At 73.5% G+C, this 17110-nt stretch carries 14 protein-coding genes; 3 read left to right on the forward strand and 11 right to left on the reverse strand.

What is annotated here, in order from left to right; all coding sequences use genetic code 11:
* Positions 1-52 precede the first annotated feature (52 nt).
* Complete coding sequence (locus tag QCD66_RS18820) at positions 53-973, reverse strand: tryptophan 2,3-dioxygenase (protein ID WP_375736190.1); 921 nt, start codon at positions 971-973, stop codon at positions 53-55.
* A gap of 146 nt (positions 974-1119) precedes the next feature.
* Between QCD66_RS18820 and QCD66_RS18825 the strand changes: the two genes are divergently transcribed.
* From QCD66_RS18825 to QCD66_RS18835, 3 genes are all read left to right on the forward strand, one after another.
* On the forward strand, positions 1120-1569 hold the full coding sequence (locus QCD66_RS18825; protein ID WP_364206096.1) for an Lrp/AsnC family transcriptional regulator: 450 nt from the start codon (positions 1120-1122) through the stop codon (positions 1567-1569).
* A gap of 271 nt (positions 1570-1840) precedes the next feature.
* A complete protein-coding gene (locus QCD66_RS18830; RefSeq protein ID WP_375736191.1) occupies positions 1841-3160 on the forward strand; it encodes a condensation domain-containing protein in 1320 nt (439 codons plus the stop codon).
* 239 nt (positions 3161-3399) lie between these two features.
* Positions 3400-4017, forward strand: a complete 618-nt coding sequence (locus tag QCD66_RS18835; RefSeq protein ID WP_357537179.1) for a cupin domain-containing protein — start codon at positions 3400-3402, stop codon at positions 4015-4017.
* Positions 4018-4056: 39 nt separating this feature from the next.
* Here QCD66_RS18835 and QCD66_RS18840 read toward each other — a convergent pair whose 3' ends face one another.
* The 10 genes from QCD66_RS18840 to QCD66_RS18885 all read right to left on the reverse strand — a co-directional run bounded on the left by QCD66_RS18840 (position 4057) and on the right by QCD66_RS18885 (position 17108).
* Positions 4057-5295: an alpha/beta hydrolase gene (locus tag QCD66_RS18840; RefSeq protein WP_375736192.1), complete on the reverse strand. Its 1239-nt coding sequence runs from the start codon at positions 5293-5295 to the stop codon at positions 4057-4059.
* On the reverse strand, positions 5292-6341 hold the full coding sequence (locus QCD66_RS18845; RefSeq protein WP_375736193.1) for an LLM class flavin-dependent oxidoreductase: 1050 nt from the start codon (positions 6339-6341) through the stop codon (positions 5292-5294). The genes QCD66_RS18840 and QCD66_RS18845 overlap by 4 nt, the downstream gene beginning before the upstream one ends.
* A gap of 135 nt (positions 6342-6476) precedes the next feature.
* Positions 6477-6815, reverse strand: coding sequence for a TIGR04076 family protein (locus QCD66_RS18850; protein ID WP_357537184.1), 339 nt, complete (start codon positions 6813-6815; stop codon positions 6477-6479).
* Positions 6816-6817: 2 nt separating this feature from the next.
* On the reverse strand, positions 6818-7813 hold the full coding sequence (locus tag QCD66_RS18855; RefSeq protein WP_375736194.1) for an NADPH:quinone oxidoreductase family protein: 996 nt from the start codon (positions 7811-7813) through the stop codon (positions 6818-6820).
* Entirely contained in the window at positions 7810-8229 is a 420-nt protein-coding gene (locus QCD66_RS18860; protein WP_375736195.1) for a nuclear transport factor 2 family protein, read from the reverse strand. Before QCD66_RS18860 ends, QCD66_RS18855 begins: the two co-directional genes overlap by 4 nt.
* Positions 8226-9488 (reverse strand): amidohydrolase family protein, encoded by a 1263-nt coding sequence (locus QCD66_RS18865; RefSeq protein WP_375736196.1) that lies wholly within the window; start codon positions 9486-9488, stop codon positions 8226-8228. Before QCD66_RS18865 ends, QCD66_RS18860 begins: the two co-directional genes overlap by 4 nt.
* Positions 9485-11194, reverse strand: coding sequence for a hydantoinase B/oxoprolinase family protein (locus QCD66_RS18870; protein WP_375736197.1), 1710 nt, complete (start codon positions 11192-11194; stop codon positions 9485-9487). Before QCD66_RS18870 ends, QCD66_RS18865 begins: the two co-directional genes overlap by 4 nt.
* Positions 11187-12872 (reverse strand): hydantoinase B/oxoprolinase family protein, encoded by a 1686-nt coding sequence (locus tag QCD66_RS18875; protein WP_407566701.1) that lies wholly within the window; start codon positions 12870-12872, stop codon positions 11187-11189. The genes QCD66_RS18870 and QCD66_RS18875 overlap by 8 nt, the downstream gene beginning before the upstream one ends.
* Positions 12869-14923, reverse strand: a complete 2055-nt coding sequence (locus QCD66_RS18880) for a hydantoinase/oxoprolinase family protein (protein ID WP_364206122.1) — start codon at positions 14921-14923, stop codon at positions 12869-12871. Before QCD66_RS18880 ends, QCD66_RS18875 begins: the two co-directional genes overlap by 4 nt.
* Entirely contained in the window at positions 14916-17108 is a 2193-nt protein-coding gene (locus tag QCD66_RS18885; protein ID WP_407566702.1) for a dipeptide ABC transporter ATP-binding protein, read from the reverse strand. Before QCD66_RS18885 ends, QCD66_RS18880 begins: the two co-directional genes overlap by 8 nt.
* Positions 17109-17110 lie beyond the last annotated feature (2 nt).

A 17110-nucleotide genomic window follows, 5' to 3' on the forward strand; every position in this document is an offset into this window, starting at 1 on the left:
CGCCTGAGCCGACTGATTCGCTCACTGCGCTCGCTCATGTTTCTGTCTCCGGTCACATGGAGGTCCGGGCGGACCAGATCTCGGGGAAGACCACGCGGGCCATGCTGCGCTGCAACCATGTCACGCCGGCCGAGCCGCCGCTGCCGACCTTGGCGCCCATGGTGCGCTGGACGGCCTTGAGGTGCCGGTAGCGCCAGTCACCGAACTGTTCGGCGACCTCGGTCAGCGCTTCGCCGAGCATCCGCAGGTGGTTGTCGGGGGTGTTCTGCTCGTAGACGCGTACCCAGGCCTGTTCGACGGCCGGGTGCGCCTCGTGCTCCTGCGCGGTGTCCCGATCAAGGAGTGCCTGCGGGATCGCGTGCCCGCGGCGGGCGAGTACGGCGATGACGTCGTCCCAGAGGCTCGGGGCCTCGAGGGTCTCGACGAGTTCGGCGTACACCTCGGCCTGCCGGCGGAACGGGCGGACCAGTGACGGGGTCTTCAGGCCGAGCAGGAACTCCAGGTGCCGGTACATCGCCGACTGGAAGCCGGAGCCCTCGCCGAGCAGGTCGCGGAAGCGGTTGAAGTCGGCGGGCGTCATCCAGCGCAGCGTCTGCCAGGAGGCGTTGAGTCCCTCGAGGTGCAGGGCGGCGCGGCGCAGCGGGGCGAGCGCGCCCCAGACGTCGTCGGCGCGCAGCAGCCGCTGGGTCTCGAGCAGCTCGAAGCGGGTGAGGCCGAAGTAGAGCTCCATGATCTGGCTGACCATGAGGAAGGACATCTCGCCCGGGTCCTTGCTCAACGTCTGCTGGAGGCTGTGCAGGGTGCTGGCATGCACGTACGCGTCGTACGGCACGCGGTCGGTGAACTCGACCGTCGGCTCGCCGGCGTTGGCCGCGGCGCGCCGCTCGCGTTCGTCGGCAGTCGCCGGCCGTACGGCCGGGGCGGACGGGTCGGTCGGGCGTACGTCCGGCTCGGCCAGTTCGGTGCTCTTCATGCGCTGCGTCCCTCCCTCGCGCTGAGTTACCCCATGATCTCCTTGATCGGGGTGAATCTTGAAGACCGGATGAACGGTGTTCACGCTGCTAGACCTCTGGATCAGGAGCTAGATTGAGGTACTGACTTAACGAAGGAAAAGTGAACGTGGACGAGATGGATTGGGCGCTCCTCGGGGAGCTGCAGCGCGATGCCCGGCTCTCCTTCAGCGAGCTGTCACGCAGGGTGCACCTGTCGCCGCCGGCGGTGGCCGAGCGGATCCGCCGGCTGGAGGAGTCCGGGGTGATCGGCGGCTACCACGCGCACGTCGACCTGCCCCGGGCCGGCTGGTCGGTGGTGGCCATGATCCGGATGTCCTGCTACGGGGCGCACTGCATCCTGCGCGACCCGGAGGTGGCGACGTGGCCGGAGATCCTGGAGATCCACCGGATCACCGGCGACGCGTGCAGCCTGTTGAAGGTGGCGGCCGGTTCGATGGAGCACTTCGAGCGGGTGATCGACCGGTTGGCCCCGTACGGCCAGCCGTCGAGCACGATGGTGCTGTCGACGCCGCTCGGCTGGCGCCCGGTGACCCGGGCCGACCGGCCGGAGTCCTGAGACGTACGACGACGGCGGCCCACGTCGCGCCCGGTGCCCCTTTCCGGGGCGCCCGCTACGGCTGTGGCTCGCCGCTGACGGTCACCTCGACGGCGACGACGCCGCCCGCCGCGTCGAGCACCTTTCGGAGCGTTGCCACAGTTCCGCGAGGAGGCCGGCCCTGTTGTCTACATTGTTCGGCAGCCGGGCAGCCACCCGGTGGTCCCTTGCGCAGCGAACCGGACCGGCATCCGCTGACCAGCCTTTCCCGAGACCGGCGAGGTGAGTGCACATGTCCGTTACCGACGTCGACCGGTACGTCGACGCGAACCCGTTCGGCGACGCCGCGTTCCCGGTCACCCCCGCCCAGGCCGTCTTCCTCGACGAGATCACGCCGCCGTCCGGTCCCGACCACGCCGACCACGTCCTCCACGTGGAGCTGACCCGGCGGATCGCGCCGGCGCGGGTGGCCACGGCGGTCCGGCGGACGATGCTGCGGCACGACGGTCTCCGGCTGCGCCTGGCCCACGACGGCTCGCGGTGGTGGCAGACCTGCGCCGATCCGGGCGACCCCCCGTTCGAGAGCCACGACCTGTCCGGTGTCGGCGACGACGAGGTGGAGTCGGCCGTGGCGGCGGTCGCGGCCGGCGCCCGGACCTCCCACACCGCCCCGGTACGCGTCGAGCACCTGCGGCTGGGCGGCGGTCGCCGGGACCGGATGCTCGTCATCTGCAATCCGCTGGTCGTCGACGAACTGTCCCTGGCGCTGGTGTTGGACGACCTCCAGGGGTGGCTGGACGGCAACGGGCCGGCGGCACCCACCACGCCGTACCAGATCTGGGCGGCGGCCCTGGACCGGTACGCGTCGGAGGCGGCACTGGCCGAGCAGGTCCCGTTCTGGCTGGCCCAGCGGCGGCGCGAGTCGGTACCGGTCGACCGGTCGGAGGGGGCCGGCTCGACCGGACCACGGGCGGTGCTCACCACGACACTGTCCGGGGCGGCGACCGGCGCCGCGGCACGGGCCGCCGGCTCGGCCGGGCTCGATCTCGCCGATCTGCTGCTGGCCGCCGTGGCCGCGACGGTGGCGCGCTGGCAGGGCGGTGCACACTGCACGCTCGCGGTGGCGTCGCCGGGCCGGCGGTCTCCGGCACCGGGGATCGACGTCAGCCGGACGATCGGCCGGTTCGAGTTCCGCTACCCGCTGCGCCTGCACGTCGACCCGGGCCTGACCGGCCTGTCGGCGGCGGCCGAGGTGCGCCGCCAGGTGGCGGCCGTACCGCTCGACGGTCTCGGGCACGGCCTGCTGCTGCGTACCCGGGGCGACGAACGGCTGGCCGACGTCGCCGCGCCGCAGGTCAGCTTCAGCTATCTGGCGGGATCCGACGCGACCCGCCCGGCGGGCCTGCTGGTGCCGGTCGCCGGGTCGGCCGGACCGGAGCCCGCGCCGGCCGGTGGTCGGCCGTACCTGCTGGATGTCACGGCGGGATTCGCCGACGGCGCCGTCCGGTTCGCGATCCACCACGACCCGGCCGTCCACGACGCGTCGACGGTCGGGCGGCTGCTCGACGAGATCGGGGCACGGCTGCGCGGCGAGGCCGTCGAGGCGGGCTGACGCCACGGGGGTGGTCGGCCACCGGGGACGCTCCACCGCCGACCGGCGGGCCGGTGGCGCCGGGTGTCGCCACGACCCGGCCGGCAGGGGTGTCCCGTGCCGGCCGCCGGCCGGATCCGGATGACCGGAGGGTCGGTTGTGACCGACTCGGCCATACCCTCACGCAGGTCAAGTTCGATAGGATCGAACAAGACTAGCCCGGGCTGCCCCCGCCCGCGCCGGCCTTTCCAGGAGGACCCGTGCACACATCGGAACGCCACACCCGGCAGGACGACGCCCGACCGGATCTGGTCGGCGCACGGATGCGGCGGTTCCGCACCGAACGGGGCCTGACCCTGCGCGGCCTGGCCGCCCGGTCCGGCCTGTCGATCGGCTTCCTGTCGCAGGTCGAGCGGGGTGTCTCATCGATCGGGCTGACCGCGCTGAACAGTGTGGCGGCCGCCCTCGACCGGCCGGTCGCGGAGTTCTTCGACGACGGTCCGGCCCCCGCCGAGGAGGTGCCGTCGGCCCGGCTGCCCACCCATTTCACGCTGACCCGGGCGGCGAGCGGCGCCACCGAATACGTCTCCGGCCAGCAGACCTACCGGATGCTGTCGGACCGGGGCCCCAACCTGGTGCTGGAGCCGATGCTGGTGCACATAGCGCCCGGTGGCCGGCGGGACGAGGCGTACGGGCACGGTGGTGAGGAGTTCGCCTACGTGGTCAGCGGCGAGCTGCTCTACGAGGTCGACGGGGTGGAGCACCGGCTGCACCCGGGGGACAGCCTGCATCTGCGGTCGAACGCGCCGCACCGGCTCTACAACGACACCGACAAGGTGACAACGGTCGTCTCGGTGGTCACGCCGCGGCTGTTCTGATCGCCGTGTTCACTCACACGTAACAGGGCGGGAGCGCTCCTACGGGTTCAGGCGGCGGTCGAGTTCGGCCGCCGCGGCCCGCCACACGTAGGCACCCGGGTCGATGACCGAGAAGTGGTCGCCGGGGTGTTCGAGGTGGACCACCTCGTCGCCGGCGGCCCGCGCGGAGGCGACGTACCGGCGGTTGAAGTCGCGCAGGTCGAGGTCGTCGGCGTGGCCCTGGACGACGAGTTGCGGCACGCCGATCGGCAGCCGGGCCATCGGGTCGGCGGCGGCGTAGACCGCCGGCAGGTCGTCGTGCCGGCCGCCGAGCGCGCCGGCGACGGCGCCCGAGCCGATGTCGCGGCGGTCGCCCTCGGCGAGGTCGAGCACCCCGGCCAGCGAGACGACCAGCGCGGGGCGCCGGGTGTCGGCGGCGACCCGCAGCGCGAGTTGGGCGCCGGCCGAGTGTCCGATGACCGCGATCCGGTCGAGGTCGACCCTAAAGTTCAAGTCGAGGTTTAGGTTGAGGTCGAGGTTGAGGGTTGGCTCCCCGGCGTGGCCGGTCGCGGCCAGCCGGTCGAGGTCGGCCAGCGCGTCGAGGCCGGCGGCGACGTCGGCGGCGGTGGTGTCCCAGCCGTGCCGGTCCGGGCGGCGGTACTCCAGGTTCCACACCGCGTAGCCACGGCCGGCGAGGGCGATGGCGAGCGCGTCCATCAGGTCGGCGCCCCAGACGGACCGCCAGAAGCCGCCGTGCAGCAGCACCGCGACCGGTGCCGGCCCGGCACCCGTCGCCGACGGACCGCCCGAACCGGAGGCCGGCCCGGCGCCCGCCGGCAGTCGCAGGTCGCCCCACTGCTCGGGGTGCGGACCGTACGCGATCCGGATCGCCGGGTCGCGCCGCCGGTACACCGCGTGCCGGACCGCCCAGCCCAGGCCCCAGACGCCCCGGCCCCACAGGTGCGCCGAGCCGGCGGCGACCGGTGCCGGCCCGGTCACGGCCAGGTCGAACCAGACCGTACGGGCCGCGTGCGGTCCCTCGACGGCCATGAGCGCCCGTACGGCGGGATCGGGGCCGGGCAGTACGACGAGGACCGTCGACGGGTCGCGGCCGACGCTGCCGAGCGCGCGGCGCAGCCCGGCGGCGTCCGGGACGGTCAGGAAGCGGCCGGCGACGCCCAGCGTGGTGAACTCGCCCTCGGCGACCTCGGTGAGCAGGTCCCGGTCGGCGACCAGGCCGGCCACCGCGACGACCAGCACGTACGGCGGGGCCGGCTGGTTGGCCGACGGCCCGGTCACGACCCGCTCCCCGGCCCGGTCGCGGCCGGGCGGACCGGCGCCGGTTCGCGGCGCAGCAGCGGCAGCACGGCCGAGCCGAGCAGGGCCACGCCCCGGTCGTCGGTCAGACCGTGCGGGGTGCCGAACTCGACCCGCCGCACCCCGGCGTCGATCAGGGTCTGCGCCTGCGCGGCGACCTGCTCCGGGGTGCCGGAGAAGGCGAAGAGGTCGAGCAGGTCGTCGGGGATCAGCCGGCCGGCCTCGGTGTCGGCGCCGGCGTCGACCAGCTCCTTGACCCGGGCCAGCAGGTCGGCGGGGATCTCCACGGTCGGGTCGAGGTCGGCGACGACGGCCAGGTACATCGCGACCTCGGTGCGCGCCTTCGCCCGGGCGGCGGCGCCGTCGGTGTCGACGACGGTGACCGCGCCGAGCACGATGCCGACGTCGTCGACGGAGCGGCCGGCCGCCTCGGCGCCGGTGCGTACCCGGTCGCGGATGACCGACACCATCGCCGGGTTGGCGCTGCCGCCGACCTTGATCTCGCCGGCGATCCGGCCGGCGAGGGCGGCGCCGCGCGGGCCCCAGGCGCCGAGCAGCAGCGGCGGGTCGGGGCGGTGCACCGCGTACCGCAGGGCGGTGCCGGGGGCGAGCCGGAAGACCCGGCCCTCGAAGCCGGTGGTGTCGCCGCCGAGCAGCCGGTAGACGACCTGCGCGGCCTCCTCCAGGGCGGCCAGCGGGCGGGGCTGGTCGATGCCGACGGCGCCGAGCCAGGTGCCGCGGGCCAGGCCCAGGTAGGCCCGCCCGTGCGAGGCCAGGTCGAGCGCGGCGGCCTGGCCGGCGATCTCGTACGGCGCCATCGAGTACGGGTTGAGGCAGGCGGTGCCGAGCCGGACCCGGGTGGTGGCCGCCGCCATCTCCAGCAGCGGGAAGATCGGTGGCTGGTACATCAGGTCACCGAAGACGGTGAGTACGTCGAAGCCGTCCTCCTCGGCGCGGCGGGCCAGCCGGGCGTAGTCGCCGGCCCGCTTGTCGCTCTGCAGGCCGAGCCCGATCTCGACGGGTGCCACGGGGTTCCTCCTTGGTGGACGGCGGCCGGACGGCGGTCCGCCGGGACGCTGCGGGTGGCCGGACGGCCGGCGGGACGTTGCGGCGCGGCCGGACGGCCGGCGGGGTTCAGGCCGGTGGGGTCCGGCCGGCGGGGATCAGGTCAGGTCGGCGGAGTTCATCCGGCGCCGGCAGGTCCGCTCGACCCGCATGATCAGCCGCTCTTCCGGGTCGGGGCAGGCGAAGAGCGAGTCCTGGGCGAGCCAGTCGCCGGGCGGCACGTCGCGCTGCTTGGCGGCCAGGAACGGCAGCACCGACGCGAGGGCGTACACGCAGAAGTGCTTGCCCTCGGGCAGCTTGAGGTGTGCGCTGTCGGTCAGGTCGAAGTGGTCGCCGACGTCCATGCCGCACACCGAGCGGCCCTCGATCCGGTCGACGGTGACCCGCAGGTCGTAGATGTCCATGTCGCCCTCGGTGGGCGTCCCGTCCTCGGTCATGGTCAGCTCCCTCCTACCTGGACAATGATTTTGCCGACGGTACGCCCGGCGGCAAGGTCGGACAGCGCCCGCGGCGCCTCGTGCAGTGGCACGACCCGGGTCACCGGTGGCCGGACCGCGCCGGCCGCGTGCAGGTCGAAGAGCTGGGCGTACGCGTCGCGGACCGCGTCGGGGCGCCGCCACGGGTACGTCGACCCCCACGACAGGCCGATGACGGTGGTGTTCGCGGCGGTCAGCCGCATCGGGTCGACCGGCGGCGGTGGCCCGCCGGCGGCGCCGATCACCACGATCCGCCCCTCGAACGCCAGGCAGTCGAGCGACCGGGTGAAGACGTCGCCGCCGACCGGGTCGAGTACGACGTCGACCCCGGTCCCCCGGGTCGCCTCCCGGACCTGTTCGACGAAGTCGGTGGCGTGGTAGTCGATGGCGAGGCTGGCACCGTTCTCCCGGCAGCGGGCGACCTTCTCCGGGCCGCCGGCGGTGCAGATCACCCGGGCCCGCCGGGCGACGGCGAGCTGGGTGGCGGCGATGCCGACCCCGCCGGCACCGGCGTGCACCAGCACCAGGTCGCCGGCGCGTACCCCGGCGCGTTCGAGGGCGAACCACGCCGTCTGGTACGTCACCGGCAGGGCGGCGGCCTCGACCGGGCCGATCCCGGCCGGCCGGGGCACGGTCAGGCCGGCCTCGACGGTGACCCGGTCGCCGAGCGCGCCGTGCGGCAGGGCCGGGCAGGCGAGCACGTCCTGGCCGAGCAGGTGGTCGGCGCCGGGGCCGGCGGCGACGACCCGGCCGGCGACCTCGACGCCCGGGGTGACGGGCGGGTCGGGGCGGACCGGATAGGTGCCCCGGCACAGCATCACGTCGAGGAAGTTGAGGCCGACGGTGTCCACGGCCAGGGTCACCTCGCCGGGGCCGGGCGGCGGGTCGTCGGGCACCTCCGCGACGGTGAGCACGTCGGCGGGCTCACCGTCACGGTGGGCGACCAGTCGTCGGATCATGCCGTGGCCGGCACGAGCAGTTCGGAGTGGTGGTGCACGATGCGCCAGCCGTCGGCGGTGCGCCGCAGCACGTCGGTGACCCGGCTGTGCTGGGCGGAGCCGTCCTTCGGTTCGGCGACCAGCACGTAGCGGGCGACGGCGGTGTCGTCCCAGACGTCGACACGCAGGTCGGTGGCGGCCAGGACGGCGAGGTTCGGGCGGGCGCCGGCGGCGTCGCGCCGGTCGCGGTACGAGTCGAGTTCGGCGCGGGTCCGCAGCGGCCCGGGCAGGTGGGTCTCCCAGGTGGTCACGTCGGCGTGCAGGTGGCTGTCGAAGCGCCGCCGGTCGCCGGCGAGGAACGCGTCGTACAGGTCGTCGATGCCGGCCCGGATCAGGTCGGCGTCGGCCCCGCCGCGGTCTTCGGTTTCGGTGCTCACTGTGCGCTCCATCCCGACCGGTCGTCGCGGACGACGCGGCCACCCTTCATGACCCAGCGGATGCCGCGGAACGCCGACGTCTCGGCGGTCGGGTCGGCGTCCATCGCGACCAGGTCGGCGTACTTGCCGGTCTCCACTGTGCCGAGGTCGGCCTCGGCGCCGAGCCAGCGGATCGGGCCGAGGGTGCCGGCGTACAGCGCGTGGGCCGGGCCGATGCCGCCCTCGGACATGTATTCGAGTTCGCGTACCGAGGCGTTGGTTCCCTCGAAGTGCCAGAACGGCGGCATGTCGCTGCCGAGCAGCACCTCGACGCCGGCTTCCAGCGCCATCGCGTAGCTCTCCAGGTGTCGTGGTCCGGCGCCGAGCGACCGGCACTGCATCCACTCCGGTACGCCGAGTTCGTCGAAGAACTCCTTGCAGCGGGTGACCAGCAGGGTCGGCACCAGGGCGGTGCCGCGCTCGGCCATCCGGGCGACGACCTCGGGGGTGAGCTGGTAGCCGTGCTCGACGCAGTCGAGGCCCAGTTCGACGGCCTCGGCGATGACCGGCGCCGGCCCGGCGTGGGCGGTGACCCGCCGGCCCCAGGCGTGCGCGGTGTCGATGACGGCGCGCAGCTCGTCGGTGAACAGCTGCCGGGTGTGGATCGACTCGTGCTCGCCGGCGATGCCGCCGGAGATCATCACCTTGATCAGGTCGGCGCCGGCCTTGACCTGGCTGCGTACGCCGCGCCGGAAGCCGTCCGCGCCGTCGCACTCCATGGTGTCGCCGCTCTCGTGGCCGTGGCCGCCGGTGCAGACCAGGGCCCGGCCGGCGGTGAAGATCCGGGGGCCGACGACCCGGCCGGCGGCGATCGCGCGGCGCAGGGCGAAGTCGGCGTGGTCCTTCTCGGCCACGCAACGGACCGTCGTCACTCCGCACAGGAGGGTGCGGCGGGCGCCGTCGGCCATGTAGAACGCCAGCTCGTGCGGGCTCATCCCCTTGACCCCGTCGCCGCCGCTGCCGGGCAGCGACAGCGACAGGTGGGTATGCATGTTGGTCAGGCCCGGCGTGACGTACGCGCCGTCGAGGTCGACGCGCGCGAACCCGCCCTGCTCGCCGGCCTGGGCGAGCACCTCGTCGCGCGGGCCGACGGCGGCGATCCGGTCGTCGCGTACCCAGACGGCCGCGTCGGGCAGCGGGCCGACGCCGTCGACGATCCGGCCGTCGACGACGGTGCAGTTGACCAGTACGGTCGACGCCGCACCACTACTTTCGCTCATGGGTAGTCCTCGAATCCGTAGATCTGGCGGGCGGCGGCGGGGGTGACGTAGCCCTCGGCGATGTCGGCGCGGATGGCGGCCGGGTCGCGGTCGCGGGGGTCGCCGTGGCCGCCCCCACCGGCGGTGAGCAGCGTGATCCGGTCCCCCACCTCGACCCGGGTCCGCTTCGTCGACACCCGCGCCTCCCGGTCCGTACCGGGAAAGACGACCACCTGGTTCGGGTCCGGCTCGTGGCCGCCGGCAAGCGCCCACGGCCGGCTGCGGGTCTTCTTGATCACCGACAGGAACTCGCCCGGCGTCACGAACCGGATGTCACGCCGCAGGCCCGCGCCACCGCGGAACCGGCCCGCCCCGCCGGAGTCGGCGCGGATCTCGACCCGTTCGAAGAACATCCCGGTCTTGGCTTCGAGGACCTCGACCGGGGTGTTGCGGGCCTGGGTCTGGCACAGGTGGTTGACCGGGCCGATGCCGTCATGGTCGGGGCTGGCGCCCCAGCCGACCGCGTCGTTGTTGCTGACCGCGAACATCTGCCCGGTGTCGGGGTGGATACCGACCATCATGAACCCGGGCACGTCACCGCCGGACGACGCCGGCAGCCGGTCCGGCATGCCCTGGGCGAGGGCCTTGTAGATGAGTTCGAGGGCGACGGTGCCGGTCCACTGGGTGAACGTCGCCGCCGGGTAGACGGCGTGGAACAGGGTGCCGGGCTCGGCGCGTACCGAAAGGGCGGCGAAGTGGCCGGCGTTGGTCTGCTCGGTCGGGGTGGTCACCGCCTTGAACGCGACCCGGGCGGTCGCGATCGTCGCGCCGAGCGGCAGGTTCACCGGGCCGGGTACGGCCGGCGACGAGCCGGCGAAGTCGACGGTGAACCGGCCGTCGGCGACGGTCACGGTGACCTGCATCCGGATCGGCTCGTCGCTGATGCCGTCGTCGTCGAGCCAGTCGACGGCGGTCCACGAGCCCTGCGGCAGGGCGGCGACCGCCTCGGCGGTGGACGCCTCGGCGGCCGCGACGACGGTGTCGACGACCGCGTCGACGGTCTCGCGCCCGTAGCGGGTGTAGACGTCGATCAGCCGGCGCTCGCCGGTGCGCAGCGCCGCGACCTGGGCGTGCAGGTCGCCGATGACCAGGTCCGGCATCCGGGAGTTGAACCGGATCAGTTCCACGATCTCGTGGGCCGGCTCGCCGCGGCGGAAGACCTTGGTGCCCGGGAAGATGATGCCTTCCTGGTGCATGTCGGTGGAGTCCAGCACGTAGCCGGGGTCCTTGGCGCCGAGGTCCATCCAGTGCGCGCGTACGCAGAGGAAGCCGATCAGCGTGCCGTCGCCGTCCGGGTCGGGCAGGAACACCGGCGAGAACAGGGTCGCGTCGTACGAGTGCGCCGCGTTCCAGTACGGGTAGTTGAGCAGCACCACGTCGCCGGGTTCGAGGTTGTCGACCCCGACGTACTCGACGCCCTTGCCGATCGAGTAGTCGTTGGCGCCGAGGAACCGGCTCAGGCCGGTCGACTCGGCGACCAGGCGCAGGTCGGCGTCGTAGATGGAGATGCCGAAGTCGTAGACCTCGTAGATGACCGGGTTGAAGGCGGTGCGGACCAGGGCGGCCCGCATCTCCTCGGCGGCCGACACGAGATAGCTGCGGACCACCTCGACGGTGGCGCCGTCCGGCGGTGTCGTCGCGGTCCGACCGGCCCCGGGTTCACCCATCGGTCACCCCGTAGACGTCACGGGCGGCGGCCGGGCTGACGTAGCCCTCGGCGACGTCGAGGCGTACGGCGTCGGGGTCGCGGTCGCGGGGGTCGCCGTGCCCGCCCCCGCCGGCGGTGAGCAGCGTGATCCGGTCCCCCACCTCGACCCGGGTCCGCTTCGTCGAAACCCGCGCCTCCCGGTCCGTACCCGGGAAGACGACCACCTGGTTCGGGTCCGGCTCGTGGCCACCGGAAAGCGCCCACGGCCGGCTGCGGGTCTTCTTGATCACCGACAGGAACTCGCCCGGCGTCACGAACCGGATGTCACGCCGCAGGCCCGCGCCACCGCGGAACCGGCCCGCCCCGCCGGAGTCGGCGCGGAACTCCATCCGTTCGAAGAACATCCCGGTACGGGCCTCGAGGACCTCGATCGGGGTGATCCGGCCGGTGCTGCCGGAGACGTGGGTGGCGGCGTTCATGCCGTCGTGGTCGGTGGTGGCGCCCCAGCCGACCGGGTCGTTGTTGCTGACCGCGAACATCTGCCCGGTGTCGGGATGGATGCCGACCATCATGAACCCGGGTACGTCACCGCCGGACGACGCCGGCAGCAGTTCCGGCATGCCCTGGGCGAGCGCCTTGAGGATCAGCTCGACCGCGACGATGCCGGTCCACAGGGTGAACGTCGGCTGCGGGTAGACGGCGTGGAAGAGGGTGCCGGGCTCGGCGAGCACCTTCAGCGGGGCGACCGTGCCGGCGTTCGACGGCTGGTCCGGCGAGGTCAGCGACTTCAGGATCACCTTGCAGATCGCCTCGGTGGCGCCGTACGGCATGTTGATCGGGCCGGCGGTCGCCGGCGCGGAGCCGGCGAAGTCGACGGTGAACTCGCCGTCGGCGATGGTGACGGTGACCCGCATCTTCACCGGGTCCTCGGTGATGCCGTCGTCGTCGACCCAGTCCTCGGCGGTCCAGGTGCCCTGCGGCAGCGCGGCCAGGGCGGCCCGGCTGCGGGCCTCGCCGTCGGCGATCATCGCGTCGATGGCGGCGTCGACGGTGGGCCGGCCGAACTTGGCCAGGATCTCCAGGTAGCGGCGTTCGCCGGTACGCAGCGCGGCGATCTGGGCGTGCAGGTCGCCGAGGACCTCGGCCGGCATCCGGGAGTTGAACCGGATCAGCTCGTGGATCTCGTGGACCGGCACCCCCTTCGACACCACCTTGGTGCCCGGGAAGATCAGGCCCTCCTGGTGCATGTCGGTGGAGTCCAGGACGTAGCCGGGGTCCTTGGCGCCGAGGTCCATCCAGTGCGCGCGTACGCAGAGGAAGCCGACGAGGGTGCCGTCGGCGTCCGGGTCGGCCGGGTCGGGCTGGAACACCGGCGAGAACAGGGTCGCGTCGGAGGCGTGCGCCGCGTTCCAGTACGGGAAGTTGAGCAGCACCACGTCACCGCGGTGCAGGTTGTCGAGGCCGACGTACTCGACGCCCTTGCGCAGCGAGAAGTCGTTGGCGCCGAGGAAGAAGGTGAGCCCGGTCGCCTCGGCGACCAGCCGCAGGCCGGCGTCGTACATCGACATGCCGAAGTCGTGGACCTCGTAGATGACCGGGTTGAACGAGGTGCGGATCAGGGTGGCCCGCATCTCCTCGGCCGCCGACAGCAGGTAGCTGCGGACGACCTCGACCGTGGCTCCGTCCAGGGTGGTCATGCGCCAGCCTCCTCGAGGGTCACCAGCAGGTAGCCGTGCGGGTCGACCTCGACGCGCTGTCCACTGGGGACGACGGTGGTCGAGGTGCCCTCGTCGACCAGCGCCGGCCCGGAGAAGACGTCGCCGGGCTGGAGCAGCGAGCGGTCGTAGACGGCGAACGGAACGACCTCGCGGGTGCCGAAGTCGTACGCGTCGCGCGGGGCGAGCAGCGCCCGGGTCGGGTCGCCGTCGCCGGCCGGCGCGGTCGCCAGCTCCGGGCGACGGGTCCGGCCGATGCCGCGTACCCGCAGGTTGAGGATCTGGAGCCGGTTGTCCATCGCGTGGCCGTAGCGGGCCCGGTGCAGTTCCTCGAACGAGGCGCGGACCGCGTCGGGGTCGAGGTCGTGGCCGACGGTCACCATCAGGCTGTGCTCCTGGCCGAGGTAGCGCAGCTCGAACTGCCGCTCCAGGAGCGCGTCGTTCTCGCCCACCCCCTGGGTGCGCAGCGAGGCGAGGGCCTCGGCCTCCACGCTCTTGAACAGCGCCTCGATCTGGTCCAGGTCGGCGTCGTCGAGGGTGGCCATGACCGTACGGGCGAAGTCGTCGACGATGTCGGCGGACAGCATGCCCCAGGCGGAGAAGCCGGACGGGGCGAACGGCACGACCACCTCGCGGATGCCCATCTCGCGGGCCAGCAGCGGGGCGAGCAGCGGGCCGGCGCCGCCGAAGGCGAGCAGTGAGAAGACCCTCGGGTCGTGGCCGCGCTCGACGGTGATCTGCCGGACCGCGCCGACGGTCTTGGCCAGCAGCACGTCGTAGATGCCGGCGGCGGCCGCCTCGACGGACAGGCCGAGCGGTTCGGCGACCTGCTCGCGGACCGCGTCGCGGGCGGCGTCGTCGGCCAGGCCCATGGTGCCGGCGAGGAAGCGCGCCGGGTCGACGAAGCCGAGGACGACCGAGGCGTCGGTGACGGTCGGCTTCGTGCCGCCGCGGCCGTAGCAGACCGGGCCGGGGTCGGCGCCGGCGCTGTGCGGGCCGACCTTGAGCAGGCCACGGTCGAGCCAGGCGATGGAGCCGCCGCCGGCGCCGATGGTCCGGATGTCGTACGTCGGGATCAGCAGCGGGAAGTGTTCGAGCTGCGCCTCGTACGCGGCGACGGCCGAGCCGCGCTCGATGACGCAGGCGTCCAGCGACGTGCCGCCGATGTCGAAGGTGAGCAGGTTGTCGCGGCCGAGTTCGTTCGCCAGGTAGGCGGCGCCGACGATGCCGCCGGCCGGGCCGGACAGCACGGTGTGCGTCGGCGAGGTCTTGGCGACGGTCGACGTCATCGAGCCGCCGCCGGAGCGCATGATGAGGAACCGGCCGGCGAAGCCACGGGCGGCCAGGCCGCTCTCCAGCTCGTCGACGTACCGCTCGAAGATCGGCCGGATGTACGCCTCGAGCACGGTGGTGCTGGTCCGCTCGTACTCGCGGTACTCGCGGACGATGTCGGTCGACAGCGACAGGCTGACGTCCGGGTACTCGCGCCGGATGATCTCGGCGGCGGCGCGCTCGTGGGTCGGGTCGAGGAACGAGTGCAGGAAGCAGATCGCGATCGACTTCACGCCCTGCGCCTCGACCAGCTCGCGGGCGGCGGCGCGCACGCTGTCCGGGTCGAGTTCGGTGACGACCCGGCCCTTGTGGTCCAGCCGGCCGGTGACCCCGGCGGTGTAGCGGCGCTGGACCAGGCTCTCCGGGCGCTGGTACTTGAAGTCGTACATGTGGTCCGACGGCACGTTGCCGCGGCCGATGAGGAAGATGTCGCGGAAGCCGTCGTTGGTGATGATGCCGGTGGCGCCGCCGCGGCGTTCGAGGACGGCGTTGAGGCCGAGCGTGGTGCCGTGGATGAACAGCTCCACCTGGGACAGGTCGGTGCCCAGCGCGGTGACCGCGTCGAGCACACCCTCCCACGGCCGCGCGGGCGTGGTCGACGCCTTGCGGAAGCGCACCCGGTTGGTGCGGGTGTCCAACTCCATCGCGTCGACGAAGGTGCCGCCGATGTCGACGGCGAGCCGGATGTGCGGTTCAGACACGGATGTCACTACCTTTCAGCAGGGCGGGGATCTCCGGTACCCGCCAGCAGGCGGCCCGGCTCGCGCCGTACGGCTGGAGTTCCTGGTCGTCGGAGCGGCACCGGTCGGTGACGAACGGGCAGCGGGCGGCCAACGGGCACCCGGTGGCGGCGTCGGCCTCCTCCAGGTCGCGGGTCAGCTCGACCCGCGGCCCGCCGAAGCCGGTGCCCAGGCTGGGGGCACTTGCCAGCAGCGCCCGGGTGTACGGGTGTTTCGGGTTGTCGAAGACCTCGTCGACCGGCCCCTCCTCGACCACCCGGCCGAGGTAGAGCACGACGACGCGGTCGGAGAAGCCGCGTACGGTGGCCAGGTCGTGCGAGATGAAGACCGAGCCGCGCGACGAGTCGGCGGCGACGTCGGCGATCACCTTGAGGATCTGGGCCTGCACGGTCACGTCGAGCGCCGAGGTGGGCTCGTCGAAGACGATCAGTTCGGGGCGGCCGACCAGCGCCCGGGCGATGCCGATCCGCTGGGCCTGCCCGCCGGAGAGTTCGTGCGGCTGCCGCTGGAGGATGGACCGGTCGAGTTCCATCCGGTCGAGCACGGCCCCGACCCGCTGCGCGCGTTCGGCCGCCGGTACGCCGAGGGCCCGCAGCGGTTCGGCGATCGAGTCGCCGACGGTGCGGCGCGGGCTGAGCGAACCGATCGGGTCCTGGAACACCATCTGGGCCCGGGTCCGCAGCTGCCGCAGCTTACGGCCGCGCAGGCCGGCGTAGCGCTGGCCGGCGACCTCGACGCTGCCGCTGGCCGGGTCGACCAGGCCGAGCATGAGCTTGGCCAGGGTGCTCTTGCCGCAGCCGCTCTCGCCGACGACGCCGAGGGTCTCGCCGGCGGCGACGGTCAGGCTGACGCCGCGCAGCGCGTGGTGGCCGCCGCGGCCGAAGCGGCTGCGGTAGACCACGTGCGCGTCGTCGATCGCCAGGACGGGCGTGCCGGCCGCCGGCGTCGCGGCACCGGCGGCCCGGTCCTTGGTGAGAGCGCCCGCCGGCCCGACCGGGCCGGTGCCTGGCACGGTCGGGCCGGCCGGCGCGGCTTCGGCGGTGGTGCTGGTCGGGTCGGCCGCCGCGGTCTTGGCGGTGGCGGGCAGGGTCGGGTCGGCCGCCGCGGTCTTGGCGGTGGCGGGCAGGGTCGGGTCGGCCGCCGCGGTCTTGGCGGTGGCGCGCAGGGTCGAAGCGGCAGCGGTCATCGGGCCGCTCTGCGGGTGGAAGCAGGCCAGCGTCCAGTCGCCCGAGCCGTGCGGGACCGGCATGGTCGGCGGGCGGCGCTGCCCGCAGGTGTCGGAGGCGTGCGCGCAGCGGGGCGCGAACGGGCAGTCGTCCGGCGCGGCCCGCATCAGCGGCATCGCCCCGGCGGTCGCGACGACCGGCCGGCCGTCGATGTCGGGCACCGAGGCGAGCAGGGCGCGGGTGTAGGGGTGGGACGGTTCGCGCAGCACCTGGTCGGCGGGGCCGCTCTCGACGACGGTGCCGGCGTAGAGCACCACCACCCGGTCGCAGACCGCGGCGATGGAGGCCAGGTCGTGCGAGATGAGCAGTACGCCGCGCCGGTCGGCGTCGGCGGCCAGCCGGAACTGGCGCAGGATCTCCCGGGTCAGGGTCACGTCGAGGCCGGTGGTCGGCTCGTCGGCGATCAGCAGGCCGGGCGCGCAGCCGGTGGCCAGGCTGATCATCACCCGCTGGGCCATGCCGCCGGACAGTTCGTGCGGGTACGCGTCGAGCCGCCGGGCCGGGTTGCGGATCCCGACCTGTTCGAAGAGTTCGCGGGCGGCCTCCCGGGCCCGTTTCGGGTCCATCGCCTGGTGGGTGGTGAGCCGGTCGGTGAGCTGCCGGCCGACGGTGCGGGTGGCGATGAGCGCCCCGCGCGGGTTCTGGAAGCACAGCGCCGCGCCGTGGCCGCGGTGGGTGCGCAGTGCCTCGTCGTCCATCCGCAGCACGTCGGCGCCGTCGAAGTGGACCGCGCCGGTGGCGTCCGCGCCGCCGGGCAGCAGGCCGACGACGGAGCGGGCGACCATGCTCTTGCCACCGCCGCTCTCGCCGACCAGGCCGACCACCTCGCCGGCGTCGACGCGCAGGTTGACGTTGCTCAGGGCGGCGACCTCGCGGCCGCGCCGGCGGATCACCACCGACAGGTTCTCGATCGAGAGCATGG

Source organism: Polymorphospora sp. A560 (assembly GCF_045781765.1).
Lineage (GTDB): Bacteria > Actinomycetota > Actinomycetes > Mycobacteriales > Micromonosporaceae > Polymorphospora > Polymorphospora lycopeni.